Raw genomic sequence first — 12,770 nt, 5'->3', positions numbered from 1 at the left:
TCTAGGGCATACTGTTCGGGTTGCCTTGCGCAGGGCGGTGCCTTTTCGGGCTGCCTGGCCGGGGCATACCGGCGCCCACACGGGCGCGTCCGGTCCACTCCTCGATTGTGGCGATTATTTCGCTGCGAACGAGACTGCGTGCGGGCGACACACCCGACCGCGGGGGCCGGAGCACCACGACAGGTGAACAGAGGCGGCGACACCCCGCGCGTGCGCGGGATGACGACACGGAGCGCAAGAGCGCTTGCGACGGCGCGAGCAGGAGTGAGGAAGAAGCGTGGCGGGACAGAAGATCCGCATCAGGCTCAAGGCCTATGACCACGAGGCCATAGACGCCTCGGCGCGCAAGATCGTCGAGACGGTCACCCGCACGGGCGCCAGCGTGGTCGGCCCGGTGCCGCTGCCTACCGAAAAGAACGTGTATTGCGTCATCAGGTCCCCGCATAAGTACAAGGACTCGCGGGAGCACTTCGAGATGCGCACCCACAAGCGGTTGATCGACATCCTCGACCCGACGCCCAAGACGGTTGATGCGCTGATGCGCATCGACCTGCCCGCCAGCGTCGACGTGAACATCCAGTAGGAGCCTGCAGAAATCATGGCTAGGAGAGGCATTCTCGGCACCAAGCTGGGCATGACACAGGTGTTCGACGAGAACAACCGCGTCGTGCCGGTGACGGTGGTCAAGGCGGGGCCGAACGTCGTCACACGCATCCGCACCCCGGAGCGCGACGGCTACAGCGCAGTCCAGCTGGCGTACGGCGAAATCAGCCCCCGCAAGGTGAACAAGCCGGTCACCGGTCAATACGCCGCAGCGGGTGTCAATCCACGCCGGCATCTGGCGGAGCTGCGGCTCGACGACCCCGAGGCAGCTGCGGAGTACGCGGTGGGTCAGGAATTGACCGCCGAGATCTTCGCCGACGGCAGCTATGTCGATGTGACCGGCACCTCGAAGGGTAAGGGCTTCGCGGGCACTATGAAGCGCCACGGGTTCCGTGGCCAGGGTGCCAGCCACGGCGCCCAGGCGGTGCACCGCAGGCCGGGTTCGATCGGCGGATGTGCAACTCCCGCACGCGTTTTCAAGGGAACCCGGATGGCAGGCCGGATGGGCAACGAGCGTGTGACGATGCAGAACCTGTTGGTGCACAAAGTGGATGCCGAGAACGGCGTGCTGCTGATCAAGGGCGCGATCCCTGGCCGCAACGGCGGACTGGTGATGGTCCGCAGTGCCATCAAAAGAGGTGACAAATAATGGCTACGAAGGCGCTCAAGATCGACGTGCATGCGCCAGGCGGCAAGAAGGACGGCACCGTCGAGCTGCCCGCCGAATTGTTCGACGCGCCGACCAACATCGCGTTGATGCACCAGGTGGTCACCGCGCAACGTGCGGCCGCGCGTCAGGGCACGCACTCGACGAAGACGCGAGGCGAGGTGCGGGGCGGCGGCCGGAAACCGTACCGCCAGAAGGGCACCGGCCGCGCACGTCAGGGTTCGACGCGTGCCCCGCAGTTCACCGGCGGCGGCGTTGTTCACGGTCCGAAGCCGCGTGACTACAGCCAGCGGACACCGAAGAAGATGATTGCAGCCGCGCTGCGCAGTGCGCTTTCGGACCGCGCTCGCAACGGCCGTATTCACGCGGTGACCGAAGTTGTTGCAGGCCAGACCCCGTCGACGAAGACGGCGAGAACATTTCTCGCCGAGCTGACCGACCGCAGGCGGGTGCTGATCGTCATTGAACGCACCGACGAGACCGGCACCAAGAGCGTGCGCAATCTGCCCGGCGTGCATGTGCTTTCGCCGGACCAGCTCAACACCTACGACGTGCTGCTGTCTGACGACGTGGTGTTCAGCGTCGAGGCGCTGAACGCGTTTATCGAGGCCCACACAACTAAGGAGGTGTCGGCCTGATGGCGACCGTGACTGACCCTCGCGACATCATCCTGTCCCCGGTCATCTCCGAGAAGTCCTACGGGCTGATCGAGGACAACGTGTACACGTTCGTCGTGCACCCGGATTCCAACAAGACGCAGATCAAGATCGCAATCGAGAAGATCTTCAACGTCAAAGTGGCGTCGGTGAATACCGCCAATCGGCAGGGTAAGCGCAAGCGCACCCGGACGGGGTACGGCAAGCGCAAGGACACCAAGCGCGCGATCGTGACCCTCGCCCCTGGCAGCAAGCCGATCGACCTTTTCGGAGCACCGGCCTAGCCGGCGATGAGCGCTCGCGCGAAGAGCAGATAACACAGAGGACTAGAGACATGGCAATCCGCAAGTACAAGCCGACGACGCCAGGCCGTCGCGGTGGGAGCGTCGCCGACTTCGCCGAGCTGACCCGTTCGGAGCCGGAGAAGTCGCTGGTGCGTCCGCTGCACGGTCGTGGCGGCCGGAATGCGCACGGCCGCATCACCACCCGGCACAAGGGCGGCGGCCACAAGCGTGCGTACCGGATTATCGACTTCCGGCGCAACGACAAGGACGGCGTGAACGCGAAGGTCGCGCACATCGAGTACGACCCGAACCGCACCGCCCGAATCGCGCTGCTGCACTACCTGGACGGCGAGAAGCGCTACATTATCGCGCCGCAGGGCCTGAGCCAGGGCGATGTGGTCGAGTCCGGCGCCAACGCCGACATCAAGCCCGGTAACAACCTGCCGCTGCGAAACATCCCGGCGGGCACACTGATTCACGCGGTCGAGCTGCGTCCGGGCGGTGGCGCGAAACTCGCGCGCTCCGCAGGCTCGAGCATTCAGCTGCTCGGCAAGGAAGGCACCTATGCATCATTGCGCATGCCCAGCGGCGAGATCCGGCGCGTCGATGCGCGCTGCCGGGCCACGGTCGGCGAGGTGGGCAACGCCGAGCAGGCGAACATCAACTGGGGCAAGGCCGGTCGCATGCGCTGGAAAGGCAAGCGGCCCACCGTCCGCGGTGTCGTCATGAACCCGGTCGACCACCCGCACGGCGGCGGCGAGGGCAAGACCTCCGGTGGCCGCCACCCGGTGAGCCCGTGGGGCCAGCCTGAGGGCCGTACCCGCAAGCCACACAAGACCAGCGACAAACTCATCGTCAGACGCCGGCGCACCGGCAAGAAGCACCACCGGTAGGAGCTAGCTGATGCCACGCAGCCTCAAGAAGGGTCCGTTCGTCGACGGCCATCTGCTCAAGAAGGTCGACGTACAGAACGACAAGAACACGAAGCAGGTCATCAAGACCTGGTCGCGCCGGTCGACGATCATTCCCGATTTCATCGGGCACACCTTCGCGGTGCATGACGGCCGCAAGCATGTCCCGGTGTTCGTCACCGAGGCGATGGTGGGGCACAAGCTCGGCGAGTTCGCACCGACGCGGACGTTCAGGGGACACATCAAGGACGACCGGAAAGCCAAAAGGCGATGACGATCAGTACTGAGTATCCAAGCGCGACAGCCAAGGCCCGCTTTGTGCGGGTCTCGGCGAGCAAGGCGCGCCGGGTCATTGACCTGGTTCGCGGCAAGCCGGTGGCCGAGGCGCTCGACATCCTGCGGTGGGCTCCGCAGCAGGCGAGCGAGCCGGTGGCCAAGGTGATCGCCAGCGCGGCTGCGAACGCGCAGAACAACGACGGCCTCGATCCGGCGACGCTGGTCGTCGCCACGCTGACCGCCGACGAGGGCCCGACCGCAAAGCGGATCCGTCCGCGCGCGCAGGGCCGGGCCTTCCGGATCCGCAGGCGCACAAGCCATATCACGGTAGTGGTGGAGAGCCGCCCGAGCCGCGAGCAGCGTGGCGGCGGTCGCTCTGCGAGTGCCGCTCGCGCGCGTCGTGCCGAGGGCAGCAAGGCTGCGGCGAAGAAGGCGCCGGCAACGAAGGGCGCCGCGGAAACGGCACCCGCGAAGAAGGCGCCGGCAACGAAGGGTGCTGCCGAAAAGGCACCCGCGAAGAAAGCGCCGGCAAAGAAAGCATCTGCCGAGAAGGCTACTGCTGAAAAGGCAACCGCCAAGAAGGCGCCGGCGAAGAAGGCTTCCGGGGCCCCTGGGCCGGCCACATCAAGTACCGCCAAGAAAGCCTCTGAAGAGGCGAAGGAGGGCTCAGAGTAGTGGGCCAGAAGATCAACCCCCACGGCTTCCGCCTCGGTATCACCACCGACTGGAAGTCCCGGTGGTACGCCGACAAGCAGTACGCGGACTACATCAAGGAAGATGTGGCGATCCGGCGGCTGCTGGCAACGGGACTGGAACGCGCCGGCATCGCCGACGTGGAGATCGAACGTACCCGCGACCGGGTGCGCGTCGACATCCACACCGCGCGCCCCGGCATCGTGATCGGCCGTCGTGGCACCGAGGCCGACCGCATCCGCGCCGACTTGGAGAAGCTGACCGGCAAGCAGGTCCAGCTGAATATCCTCGAGGTGAAAAACCCTGAGTCGCAAGCACAGTTGGTGGCTCAGGGCGTGGCGGAGCAGCTGTCCAACCGTGTGGCGTTTCGTCGTGCGATGCGCAAGGCGATCCAGTCGGCGATGCGGCAGCCCAACGTGAAGGGCATCCGGGTGCAGTGCTCGGGCCGCCTCGGCGGTGCGGAAATGAGCCGCTCGGAGTTCTACCGCGAGGGCCGCGTGCCGCTGCACACCCTGCGTGCGGACATTGACTACGGCCTCTATGAAGCCAAGACCACATTCGGCCGCATCGGCGTGAAGGTGTGGATCTACAAGGGCGACATCGTCGGCGGCAAGCGCGAAGCGACCGCCGCCGCACCCGCGGGCGCCGAGCGTCCGCGCCGGGAGCGTCCGTCGGGCACCCGCCCCCGCCGCAGCGGCGCGTCGGGCACGACGGCGACGAGCACCGAGGCCGGCCGTGCTGCCGCCGAGGATCCTGGCACCACAGCCGCGGACACGGCTGAGGCGCCCGCCGCGACTGAGAGCACTGAGAGCACTGAGAGCTGAGCCATGTTGATTCCCCGTAAAGTCAAGCACCGCAAACAACATCACCCGAAGCAGCGCGGCATCGCCAGTGGCGGTACGACCGTGAGCTTCGGTGACTATGGCATCCAGGCGCTTGGGCACGCGTACCTTACGAACCGCCAGATCGAGGCCGCGCGTATCGCGATCAACCGGCACATCAAGCGTGGCGGCAAGGTGTGGATCAATGTCTTCCCCGACCGCCCGTTGACCAAGAAGCCGGCTGAAACCCGCATGGGTTCGGGCAAAGGCTCGCCGGAGTGGTGGGTGGCCAACGTCAAGCCGGGCCGAATCCTGTTCGAGCTCAGCTATCCCGACGATCAGGTCGCGCGCGAAGCATTGACCCGCGCGATTCACAAGTTGCCGATCAAGGCGCGCATTGTGACCCGAGAGGAGCACTTCTGATGGCAGTGGGAGTGTCCGCCGGCGAGCTGCGAGAGCTCACCGACGAGGAGTTGACCGAGCGTCTGCGTGAATCAAAGGAAGAGTTGTTCAACCTTCGCTTCCAGATGGCCACCGGTCAGCTGAACAACAACCGCCGGCTGCGCACGGTGCGGCAGGAGATCGCCCGCGTGTACACGGTGTTGCGTGAACGTGAGCTGGGGCTGGCCGCCGGTCCCGGTAGTAGTGAGGATCAGTGATGGCAGAGAAGAAGACCGCTGAGGCTGCTAAAGCCAAGGGGCCCAAGCGCACTCCTCGCACCGAGAAGCCGCGCGGGCGCCGCAAGACCCGCATCGGCTACGTCGTGTCCGACAAAATGCAGAAGACGATCGTCGTCGAATTGGAGGACCGGGTGAAACACCCCCTCTACGGCAAGATCATCCGGACCACCACGAAGGTCAAGGCACACGACGAGAACGGTGACGCCGGCATCGGTGATCGCGTCTCCCTGATGGAGACTCGCCCGCTGTCTGCCACCAAGCGCTGGCGGCTGGTCGAGGTCCTCGAACGCGCGAAATAACGGTCACCGCGCGGCGGTGCCATCAAGGCATCAAACGGTAGCCGACACCCCTGATCGTCTCAATCGTGTTGGTGCCGAAAGGTGCGTCGATCTTGCGCCGGAGGTATCCCACGTATACCTCGACGACGTTGTCGGAGCATTCTTGATCCGCATCCCACACGGTTTGGAGAATGTTTGCCTTCGTCACAACCGTGTCACTGTTGCGCATGAGAAACTCCAACACGCCGTACTCCCTGGGGGTCAACGTGATTGGCGTGTCTTCGCGGTGGACGGTGTGACGATTGGGATCCAGGGATAGCGACCCGGCTGTCAGCACCATTGAAGGTACGGGCCGTCCGCGCCGCACCAGTGCCCGTAGTCGGGCAATGAAAACGCGGAACGCGAACGGCTTCGTCAGATAGTCATCGGCACCGAGGTCGAAGGCCTCGGTTTGGTCGCGCTCGCCGTCCTTGGCGTCGAGCACGAGCACCGGGGTCCACACCCCCCTTGCGCGCATCCTTCGCAGAACTTCGTACCCGCTACGCCCGGGCAGCATGACGTCGAGTACGACGACATCGTAGGAGCGCTCAGTGGCCTCTTGGAGACCCGCGACACCGTTGTCGCACAAAACGACGACGCATCCCTCCGCCTGCAGACCCGTCGTGATCTCCCCGGCAAGGCGCGTCTCGTGCTCCACGAGCAGAACCCTCACGTCGTCACCCAATAGCTCCATCCGCATACAGGACCCGACGACCTGTCGGTCACCACGGCTGGCATCTTGGCATTCGCGCCCTGTGAGCACGCTGAGGAATGCCGGCATGAAGGACAACGGCGATCACGTGAAGGCTCAGCGTCTCCTCAGGAAAGGCGACTTACCGTTGTTAGGTGATGCTGCACATTCGAGATGACTTGGCCGAGTCGTCGACACCTCGTGCTGTGGCTGCGCGTGGACCACTGCGACCCAGCGAAATGGCTCAGGCCGCGGTGATGGCTGCGTTGTGCGCAGCAACGTCGATCCTGTCGGCGCTGATCCCGCCAATCGCTGGGTTGTCCCTAGTGGGAGCCGTCCCGATGGGCTTGCTCGCCTATCGCTACCGGTTTCGTGCGCTTGTTCTCGGCACAGTGGCAGGCAGCGTGATCGCATTTGTGGTGGCCGGAAACGGCGGCTTGAGTACGGTCTTGGGCTGCGCGTACATCGGGGGCATCACGGGTGTGGTCAAGCGTCGGGGACGGGGTTTCGTGACCGTGCTTTTCGTGTCACTGGGCGCGGGCGTTTTGGCGGGCGTCGCCTCGGTGGCAGCACTGATGGTGCTATCCAGGTTGCGCGAGCTCGGTTTCGCTTCGATGCGGGCCAATGTTGACGGTGTCACGGCGGTAATGGTCCACGTTCCCGTCTTGCACGGCCTTGCAGGTTGGATCAAGCGGACTTTCGAAGCGTCCCTTCACTACTGGCCGTGGCTCGTCGGCGGCGCGTCAGTCCTGGGTGTGGTAGCGACCACGGTCGTCGGGTGGTGGGCCCTGTCGCGGGTGTTACGGCGGCTAGGTGAGATCCCGGATGTGCACAAGCTGGACTCCCCAGTGGAGTCCGGGCCGATCGCACCCGTTCCGGTGCTGCTGCGCGAGGTCACGTTCCGCTACCCCGGGATGTACCACGACGCCGTGGGTCCGTTGACTATGAGCGTCGGTCCCGGCGAGCACGTCGCGGTCACCGGTTCGAACGGCGCAGGCAAGACGACGTTGATGCTGGTTCTCGCGGGCCGCGATCCCGCCGGAGGCACGGTCGAACGCCCGGGGGCAGTCGGATTGGGTCAGTTCGGCGGAACGGCGGTGATCTTGCAGCATCCGGAGAGTCAGGTGCTCGGAAGTCGAGTCGCGGATGACGTGGTGTGGGGGTTGCCGCCCGGCCACAGCACGGAGGTCGGGCGGCTGCTTGCCGAAGTCGGTCTGGCCGGTTTTGCCGATCGGGACACCGGCGGCCTGTCCGGGGGAGAACTGCAACGGCTGGCCGTGGCCGCCGCTCTGGCGCGTGAACCATCACTGCTGGTCGCCGACGAAGTGACGTCGATGATCGACCAGCAAAGCAGAGATGACCTGCTGTCGGTACTCTCGCGCCTCGCTGACCGGCGGCGGATGGCAATGGTGCAGATCACCCACTACACGTCCGAGGCTGAATCCGCTGACCGCACGATCGCCCTCACCGGACGTGAATCGACTCACGCGGCCGACATGATCGAGACGGTGCTGCCGCCAGCAGCTGACCCCGTGATAGGGCACACCGTCACTGGTCCAGTGCTCGAAATCGCTGGTGTCGGCCACGAATACGGCCGTGGAACCCCATGGGCCACGACGGCGTTACGCGGTGTCAACCTCGCAATAGACGAGGGTGACGGTGTTCTGATCCACGGTGGCAACGGGTCGGGAAAGTCGACGCTGGCATGGATCATGGCCGGGCTGACCGTTCCGACCGAGGGAATCTGCTTGCTCGACGGCAAACCGGTCTCGAACCAAGTTGGTGCGGTGGCGATCTCGTTCCAGGCTGCGCGCCTGCAGCTCATGCGCGGCCGAGTGGGCCACGAGATCGCCTCGGCCGCCGGGTTTCCACCCGAGGACACCGACAGAGTGGCGTCGGCGCTCACCGACGTGGGTTTGGACGCCGAGTTGGCGCGGCGGCGAGTGGACCAACTCAGCGGCGGGCAGATGCGTCGAGTAGTCCTGGCGGGACTGCTTTCTCGCTCGCCGCGCGCATTGATACTTGACGAACCCCTCGCCGGCTTGGACGCCGCGGGCCAGCGCGCTTTGGTGCGGCTGCTGCAACGGTTGCGCCGCTCCGGGCTGACCGTGGTCGTCATCTCGCACGACTTCTCGGGGTTGGACGACCTGTGTCCGCGGGTATTGCATTTGCGTGCTGGCGAATTGGAATCCACGCTCGCGGTGGGTAAGGCGAACTCATGACGTCGGCGGATGTGCGTCAGACCCGGCCCCTGGTGCTGTTGCGCCCGGTGCCGGGGCCCTCTGTAATTCACGACCTCTGGGCGGGAACCAAACTCATTACGGCATTGGCCATTTCGGTGTTGCTGGCAACCTATCCGGGATGGGGACCCATCGCGCTGACGGCCGCGTTGCTGATCATCACCGCACGGTTGGCACATATTCCGCGCGGAGTGCTGCCGTCGGTGCCGCGCTGGATGTGGCTTGTCACCGTACTTGCCGCCGCGACGTCCGTGTTGGCCGGCGGGAGTCCGTATGTCGGCGTGGGCGCGGTGACCGTTGGGCTCGGCGGGTTGTTGGACGTTGCGCGGTTCGCGGCACTCACCGGCGTGCTGGTCGGTGTTGGCGCCTTGGTCTCCTGGACCACCAACGTGGCTGATGTCGCGCCTGCCGTCGCTGTTCTCGGCCGCCCACTGCGATGGGTGCGGATTCCCGTCGACGAGTGGGCAGTGGGAATCGCATTGGCGATGCGGGCATTCCCGATGCTGCTCGAAGAATTCCGTATTCTCTACGCTGCCCGGCGCCTGCGCCCGAAGCCAAGCCTGCCCGCTACGTGGCGCGGGCGCCTTCGTCATTGGGCAGGCAGCGTCATCGACGTGCTGACTGCTGCGATCACTGTGGCGTTGCGACGCGCTGACGAGATGGGCGACGCAATAACTGCGCGAGGCGGCACCGGCCAGATTTCGGCGACTCCGTCGCGGCCGAAACCCCGCGATTGGGTTGCTCTTTCCGTGGTAACCCTGGTGTGCGGTGCGGCGTTGACCTGTGAACTCATGTTCTTTCCCACCACGATGCACTGATCAACCGAAGGATTGCCTTGCAGGTAATAATCGCTAAAGGCGCGCCACGGCCCGACACGGACACGATGAAGGACGAAGGAGGTGGGGTTGAGTGAGCGGCTCAGCTCTCTTCATCACCGTCTTTCTCGCGTGTCTGGTCGAGGCAGTCGAGGCGCTGACCATCGTCCTTGCCGCAGGAACCGCGCGCGATTGGCGCTCGGCGATTATCGGGGCGGTCGCCGGTGTACTCGTCCTGGTCGTTGTGATCGCAGCGCTGGGCCCTGCGATCTCAGCAATTCCGGTCGATGCATTGCGCCTCTTCGTTGGCGGGCTGCTGTTGATCTTCGGTCTTCAGTGGCTGCGCAAGGCAATTCTGCGGGCGAGCGGCAACAAAGCCCTGCACGATGAGGAACTGGCGTATCAGGCCACGCTCGCTGAGGCCCGAACCCGACCGAAGGCGAGTCGAGCCCTGGTCGACGACTGGTACGCATTCACGCTGTCGTTCAAGGGCGTCGCGCTAGAAGGCGTGGAGGTCGCGTTCATTGCGCTGACGTTCGGGGCCAACCAGGGCAGCATTCCGTTAGCCGCGCTGGCAGCGACTGCAGCGGTATTACTCGTCGCAATCGCGGGCTGGGCAATCCGTGCACCGTTGGCGCGCGTTCCGGAGAACAGCATGAAGTTCGCGGTAGGGGTGATGCTCACGGCCTTCGGGATCTTCTGGGGTGCGGAGGGCGCCGGTGCCCACTGGCCCGGCGAGGATCTCGCTCTGCTTGTCCTGATTCCGGGCACGGCGCTCTACGCATTGGCATTGGCGGTCATCTTCAGACGTCGCGCGCGCGTCGCCGACGACGCTGAAACAACTGGCGTTCAAGGGAGTTGACAAATGCGTAGGATCCGCGCGTTCGGTGCGTTCTGGTACAACTTCGTCATCGGTGACGATTGGCAGGTGGCACTTATCGTTGCGCTGGCACTCGCCGGCACGTTCGCAGTGAATCATGTGACCGGGGCGTCAACGTGGTGGATCGTGGTCGTCGCCGTTGCTGCGGCGCTGCCCCTGAGCATCTACCGCGCGACCCGGGCGAAAACGTGAGGCTCAGCTAGCGCGTCACTGCGCTGGACGTACAGATGACGGCACCCCGTGCGTGAGCAGGTGCCCCGCCATCCAGGGGAGTGCAGTCGCGAACGACGAGGCCGCGAAGATCCAGTCGTGCTTACCGGCGCCGGGTACTACGGCGCACCGGATGCCTTGCCGACTACCGAGTGCGCACAGCGTGCGGGCGGCGTCACCGGCGGCGGCATCACCTGAGGCGACCGTCGCGAACCATCCCGAAACTCCTGAGTACGGGCCGTGGTTGACCATCACCGTTCCCGGGTCAAAGGCGGCCCACGCATTGGGGTCCCCACCGAACAGCCTTGCGATCGTCTGTGCCTTGGTGCCGGTGTTCGGACTGAGGTCGCCTGCGATGTCGAGGAAGACGCTGAACAATTCGGGATGCATGACCGTGAGGTCTACCGCGCATGTGCCGCCCGCTGAGAAGCCCGCCACTCCCCAGTTGGCGCGGTCGACGCTCACTCCGAAGTCCGAGACCATATAGGGCACAATGTCTTTCGTCAGATGGTCGGCGGCATTGCCGCGGCTGCCGTTGACGCATTCTGTGTCGACGTTGAATGCGCCGCCGGAATCGGCAAACACCAGCACTGGCGAATTGCCGCCATGTGCGGCAGCGAAGTCGTCCATCGTGCGGGCCGCTTGGCCGACGCGCAACCAGTCCGCAGGGGTGTTGAACTCTCCGCCGATCATCATGATCACCGGCAGTCGCGGTGCCGGAGTGGTGGCGAACCACGCTGGCGGCAAGTACACCAATTCGTCGCGGTGCTTGAACTTCGATGCGTCCGCGGGAATGGCCACCGATACCACGACGCCCCTGGAGGGGACGGCGCCGTTGCGCTGCATCGCGACGACGGTGGCGCGATCGGCCTGATCGGGGAGCGGGCCGGCTGTCAACTGGCTCCAGGCGCCATACACCGTCGGGAAGTAGCTGACCCATTGATTGACGGTCAGGGCACAACTCAACAGACAGAGCGGTATCGCCAGTAGCGACGCGATGCGCCGCCACCATCGGGCGCTCCGCCAGCCCAACACGGCAATTGCCGCACCAGCGCCGGTCAGGCCGATCCAGATCCACAGAGTGCGCGGAGGCCCGTCGCCCGTGATGCCTGTCGCTGTGATGTACCAATGTGCCCACGCTGCCAGCGTCACGCCGACAACCAGTGCTAACGGCACCAGCAGAACCCGCCAGCGGCGCGATCGCCAGCCGACTGCACATACGAAAGCAATGACCGTCAAGGCCTGTGTCACCGGGGGAAGCCAGCCATCTATCAGTGACATGGCCCCGATGCGATGGCGCACGGACTCGTAGTTCGTGGCGGCGACGATCGCAGTCGTGATCCCCGCGGCCAGAGCGCCCCTGCACAGCACCTTCGTCGCCAACCCGGACGGACGGCGCGCAAACGCATCGCGCAGGCGATTTCGCACCGCGGCGGACCTCGGCGCCGATAATCGCACACCAACAGTCATCACCGACACCTCTGTCATCTGGCTACTGCTTTGCTGCCGAAACTTCCGCGCAGCCGCATCCTAAGATTGCGGCCCTGTGTCAACGCTGAGAAGCACACGCGTACAGACCTACTCGGCCTAGCGACGTGAACGGCTCCTGGCCTCTCGTTCTCAGTGTCTGCTCAGCACGTTCGGAGCATCGTCATCTCATGGATGGGCGTTGCCGCCCTCAAAGATCCCGGCTGAAAGCGTTGTGTACGGCGGCATGAGGTGTTCTCCGATCGCGAACGCGGCCCCCTCACCGAAACGATGACCCTACGGAGCCTTCTTCGAGTTGATGTCACCCTTGCCGGTTGCAACCGACATGTCGGGACCGCCGCTGGCCCGGTAACAGCTCAACGTCAACATCACCCGTCCCGGGACAGGAATGTCCCCGAAGCCTGGACCGGGGTACAACGTGGGTTGATCGCCGCCGATGAAGTCACCGTTCACTGTCTGCGAGGTCGACCACGCCGACGGAAACCCCGTGGACATGTCCTGTTGGTGGATGACGCGGCAATCCCCTGCGCCGTCTTGT

The 12,770-nt window shown here is 65.0% G+C and carries 18 protein-coding genes; 15 read left to right on the top strand and 3 right to left on the bottom strand.

From position 1 onward, the window contains the following. Positions 1-277 precede the first annotated feature (277 nt). Genes rpsJ through rpsQ form a run of 11 tightly spaced genes read left to right on the top strand, consistent with a single transcriptional unit; the run spans position 278 to position 5,890 of the window. Positions 278-583: a 30S ribosomal protein S10 gene (gene rpsJ / locus QOH60_RS15450; RefSeq protein WP_003883485.1), complete on the top strand. Its 306-nt coding sequence runs from the start codon at positions 278-280 to the stop codon at positions 581-583. Positions 584-598: 15 nt separating this feature from the next. Beyond that, a complete protein-coding gene (gene rplC / locus QOH60_RS15445; protein ID WP_526421826.1) occupies positions 599-1,252 on the top strand; it encodes a 50S ribosomal protein L3 in 654 nt (217 codons plus the stop codon). After that, a complete protein-coding gene (rplD, locus tag QOH60_RS15440; protein WP_526421824.1) occupies positions 1,252-1,908 on the top strand; it encodes a 50S ribosomal protein L4 in 657 nt (218 codons plus the stop codon). Before rplC ends, rplD begins: the two co-directional genes overlap by 1 nt. Then, complete coding sequence (rplW, locus tag QOH60_RS15435; RefSeq protein WP_526421822.1) at positions 1,908-2,210, top strand: 50S ribosomal protein L23; 303 nt, start codon at positions 1,908-1,910, stop codon at positions 2,208-2,210. Before rplD ends, rplW begins: the two co-directional genes overlap by 1 nt. 50 nt (positions 2,211-2,260) lie before the next feature. Then, positions 2,261-3,103, top strand: a complete 843-nt coding sequence (gene rplB, locus QOH60_RS15430; protein WP_526421820.1) for a 50S ribosomal protein L2 — start codon at positions 2,261-2,263, stop codon at positions 3,101-3,103. Between the two features lie 10 nt (positions 3,104-3,113). Then, a complete protein-coding gene (gene rpsS, locus QOH60_RS15425) occupies positions 3,114-3,395 on the top strand; it encodes a 30S ribosomal protein S19 (protein ID WP_526421818.1) in 282 nt (93 codons plus the stop codon). Further along, positions 3,392-4,072: a 50S ribosomal protein L22 gene (gene rplV / locus QOH60_RS15420; protein ID WP_526421816.1), complete on the top strand. Its 681-nt coding sequence runs from the start codon at positions 3,392-3,394 to the stop codon at positions 4,070-4,072. Before rpsS ends, rplV begins: the two co-directional genes overlap by 4 nt. Then, entirely contained in the window at positions 4,072-4,914 is an 843-nt protein-coding gene (gene rpsC / locus QOH60_RS15415; protein ID WP_526421814.1) for a 30S ribosomal protein S3, read from the top strand. Before rplV ends, rpsC begins: the two co-directional genes overlap by 1 nt. Before the next feature lie 3 nt (positions 4,915-4,917). Next, a complete protein-coding gene (gene rplP, locus QOH60_RS15410; RefSeq protein WP_526421812.1) occupies positions 4,918-5,334 on the top strand; it encodes a 50S ribosomal protein L16 in 417 nt (138 codons plus the stop codon). Further along, a complete protein-coding gene (gene rpmC, locus QOH60_RS15405) occupies positions 5,334-5,570 on the top strand; it encodes a 50S ribosomal protein L29 (RefSeq protein WP_526421810.1) in 237 nt (78 codons plus the stop codon). Before rplP ends, rpmC begins: the two co-directional genes overlap by 1 nt. Continuing rightward, positions 5,570-5,890 (top strand): 30S ribosomal protein S17, encoded by a 321-nt coding sequence (rpsQ, locus tag QOH60_RS15400; RefSeq protein ID WP_526421808.1) that lies wholly within the window; start codon positions 5,570-5,572, stop codon positions 5,888-5,890. The genes rpmC and rpsQ overlap by 1 nt, the downstream gene beginning before the upstream one ends. Before the next feature lie 22 nt (positions 5,891-5,912). Here rpsQ and QOH60_RS15395 read toward each other — a convergent pair whose 3' ends face one another. Beyond that, positions 5,913-6,581 carry a response regulator transcription factor gene (locus tag QOH60_RS15395; protein ID WP_526421806.1) on the bottom strand — a complete coding sequence of 223 codons (669 nt, stop codon included), beginning with the start codon at positions 6,579-6,581 and terminating at the stop codon, positions 5,913-5,915. 176 nt (positions 6,582-6,757) lie between these two features. Between QOH60_RS15395 and QOH60_RS15390 the strand changes: the two genes are divergently transcribed. The 4 genes from QOH60_RS15390 to QOH60_RS15375 all read left to right on the top strand — a co-directional run bounded on the left by QOH60_RS15390 (position 6,758) and on the right by QOH60_RS15375 (position 10,726). Further along, positions 6,758-8,821 (top strand): ATP-binding cassette domain-containing protein, encoded by a 2,064-nt coding sequence (locus QOH60_RS15390; protein WP_526421908.1) that lies wholly within the window; start codon positions 6,758-6,760, stop codon positions 8,819-8,821. Then, positions 8,818-9,657 (top strand): energy-coupling factor transporter transmembrane component T, encoded by an 840-nt coding sequence (locus QOH60_RS15385; RefSeq protein WP_526421804.1) that lies wholly within the window; start codon positions 8,818-8,820, stop codon positions 9,655-9,657. Before QOH60_RS15390 ends, QOH60_RS15385 begins: the two co-directional genes overlap by 4 nt. Before the next feature lie 91 nt (positions 9,658-9,748). Further along, entirely contained in the window at positions 9,749-10,516 is a 768-nt protein-coding gene (locus QOH60_RS15380; protein WP_526421802.1) for a COG4280 domain-containing protein, read from the top strand. Positions 10,517-10,519: 3 nt separating this feature from the next. Then, on the top strand, positions 10,520-10,726 hold the full coding sequence (locus QOH60_RS15375) for a hypothetical protein (protein WP_526421800.1): 207 nt from the start codon (positions 10,520-10,522) through the stop codon (positions 10,724-10,726). Between the two features lie 15 nt (positions 10,727-10,741). Here QOH60_RS15375 and QOH60_RS15370 read toward each other — a convergent pair whose 3' ends face one another. Continuing rightward, positions 10,742-12,025, bottom strand: a complete 1,284-nt coding sequence (locus QOH60_RS15370; protein ID WP_526421906.1) for an alpha/beta hydrolase — start codon at positions 12,023-12,025, stop codon at positions 10,742-10,744. A 483-nt stretch (positions 12,026-12,508) separates the two neighbouring features. Beyond that, a complete protein-coding gene (locus QOH60_RS15365; protein ID WP_526421798.1) occupies positions 12,509-12,727 on the bottom strand; it encodes a hypothetical protein in 219 nt (72 codons plus the stop codon). Between the last annotated feature and the right edge of the window lie 43 nt (positions 12,728-12,770).

This window comes from Mycobacterium sp. (assembly GCF_032159765.1).
GTDB lineage: Bacteria > Actinomycetota > Actinomycetes > Mycobacteriales > Mycobacteriaceae > Mycobacterium.
This window is presented reverse-complemented; position numbering and strand designations above follow the sequence as displayed.

Excerpts from the sequence above, each read along its gene's own strand:
- rplC (WP_526421826.1), top strand. The coding sequence starts at position 599 with ATGGCTAGGAGAGGCATTCTCGGCACCAAGCTGGGCATGACACAGGTG.
- rplD (WP_526421824.1), top strand. The coding sequence starts at position 1,252 with ATGGCTACGAAGGCGCTCAAGATCGACGTGCATGCGCCAGGCGGCAAG.
- rplW (WP_526421822.1), top strand. The coding sequence starts at position 1,908 with ATGGCGACCGTGACTGACCCTCGCGACATCATCCTGTCCCCGGTCATC.
- rplB (WP_526421820.1), top strand. The coding sequence starts at position 2,261 with ATGGCAATCCGCAAGTACAAGCCGACGACGCCAGGCCGTCGCGGTGGG.
- rpsS (WP_526421818.1), top strand. The coding sequence starts at position 3,114 with ATGCCACGCAGCCTCAAGAAGGGTCCGTTCGTCGACGGCCATCTGCTC.
- rplV (WP_526421816.1), top strand. The coding sequence starts at position 3,392 with ATGACGATCAGTACTGAGTATCCAAGCGCGACAGCCAAGGCCCGCTTT.
- rplP (WP_526421812.1), top strand. The coding sequence starts at position 4,918 with ATGTTGATTCCCCGTAAAGTCAAGCACCGCAAACAACATCACCCGAAG.
- rpmC (WP_526421810.1), top strand. The coding sequence starts at position 5,334 with ATGGCAGTGGGAGTGTCCGCCGGCGAGCTGCGAGAGCTCACCGACGAG.
- rpsQ (WP_526421808.1), top strand. The coding sequence starts at position 5,570 with ATGGCAGAGAAGAAGACCGCTGAGGCTGCTAAAGCCAAGGGGCCCAAG.
- QOH60_RS15390 (WP_526421908.1), top strand. The coding sequence starts at position 6,758 with ATGCTGCACATTCGAGATGACTTGGCCGAGTCGTCGACACCTCGTGCT.
- QOH60_RS15385 (WP_526421804.1), top strand. The coding sequence starts at position 8,818 with ATGACGTCGGCGGATGTGCGTCAGACCCGGCCCCTGGTGCTGTTGCGC.
- QOH60_RS15375 (WP_526421800.1), top strand. The coding sequence starts at position 10,520 with ATGCGTAGGATCCGCGCGTTCGGTGCGTTCTGGTACAACTTCGTCATC.
- QOH60_RS15370 (WP_526421906.1), bottom strand. The coding sequence starts at position 12,025 with ATGTCACTGATAGATGGCTGGCTTCCCCCGGTGACACAGGCCTTGACG.
- QOH60_RS15365 (WP_526421798.1), bottom strand. The coding sequence starts at position 12,727 with ATGTCCACGGGGTTTCCGTCGGCGTGGTCGACCTCGCAGACAGTGAAC.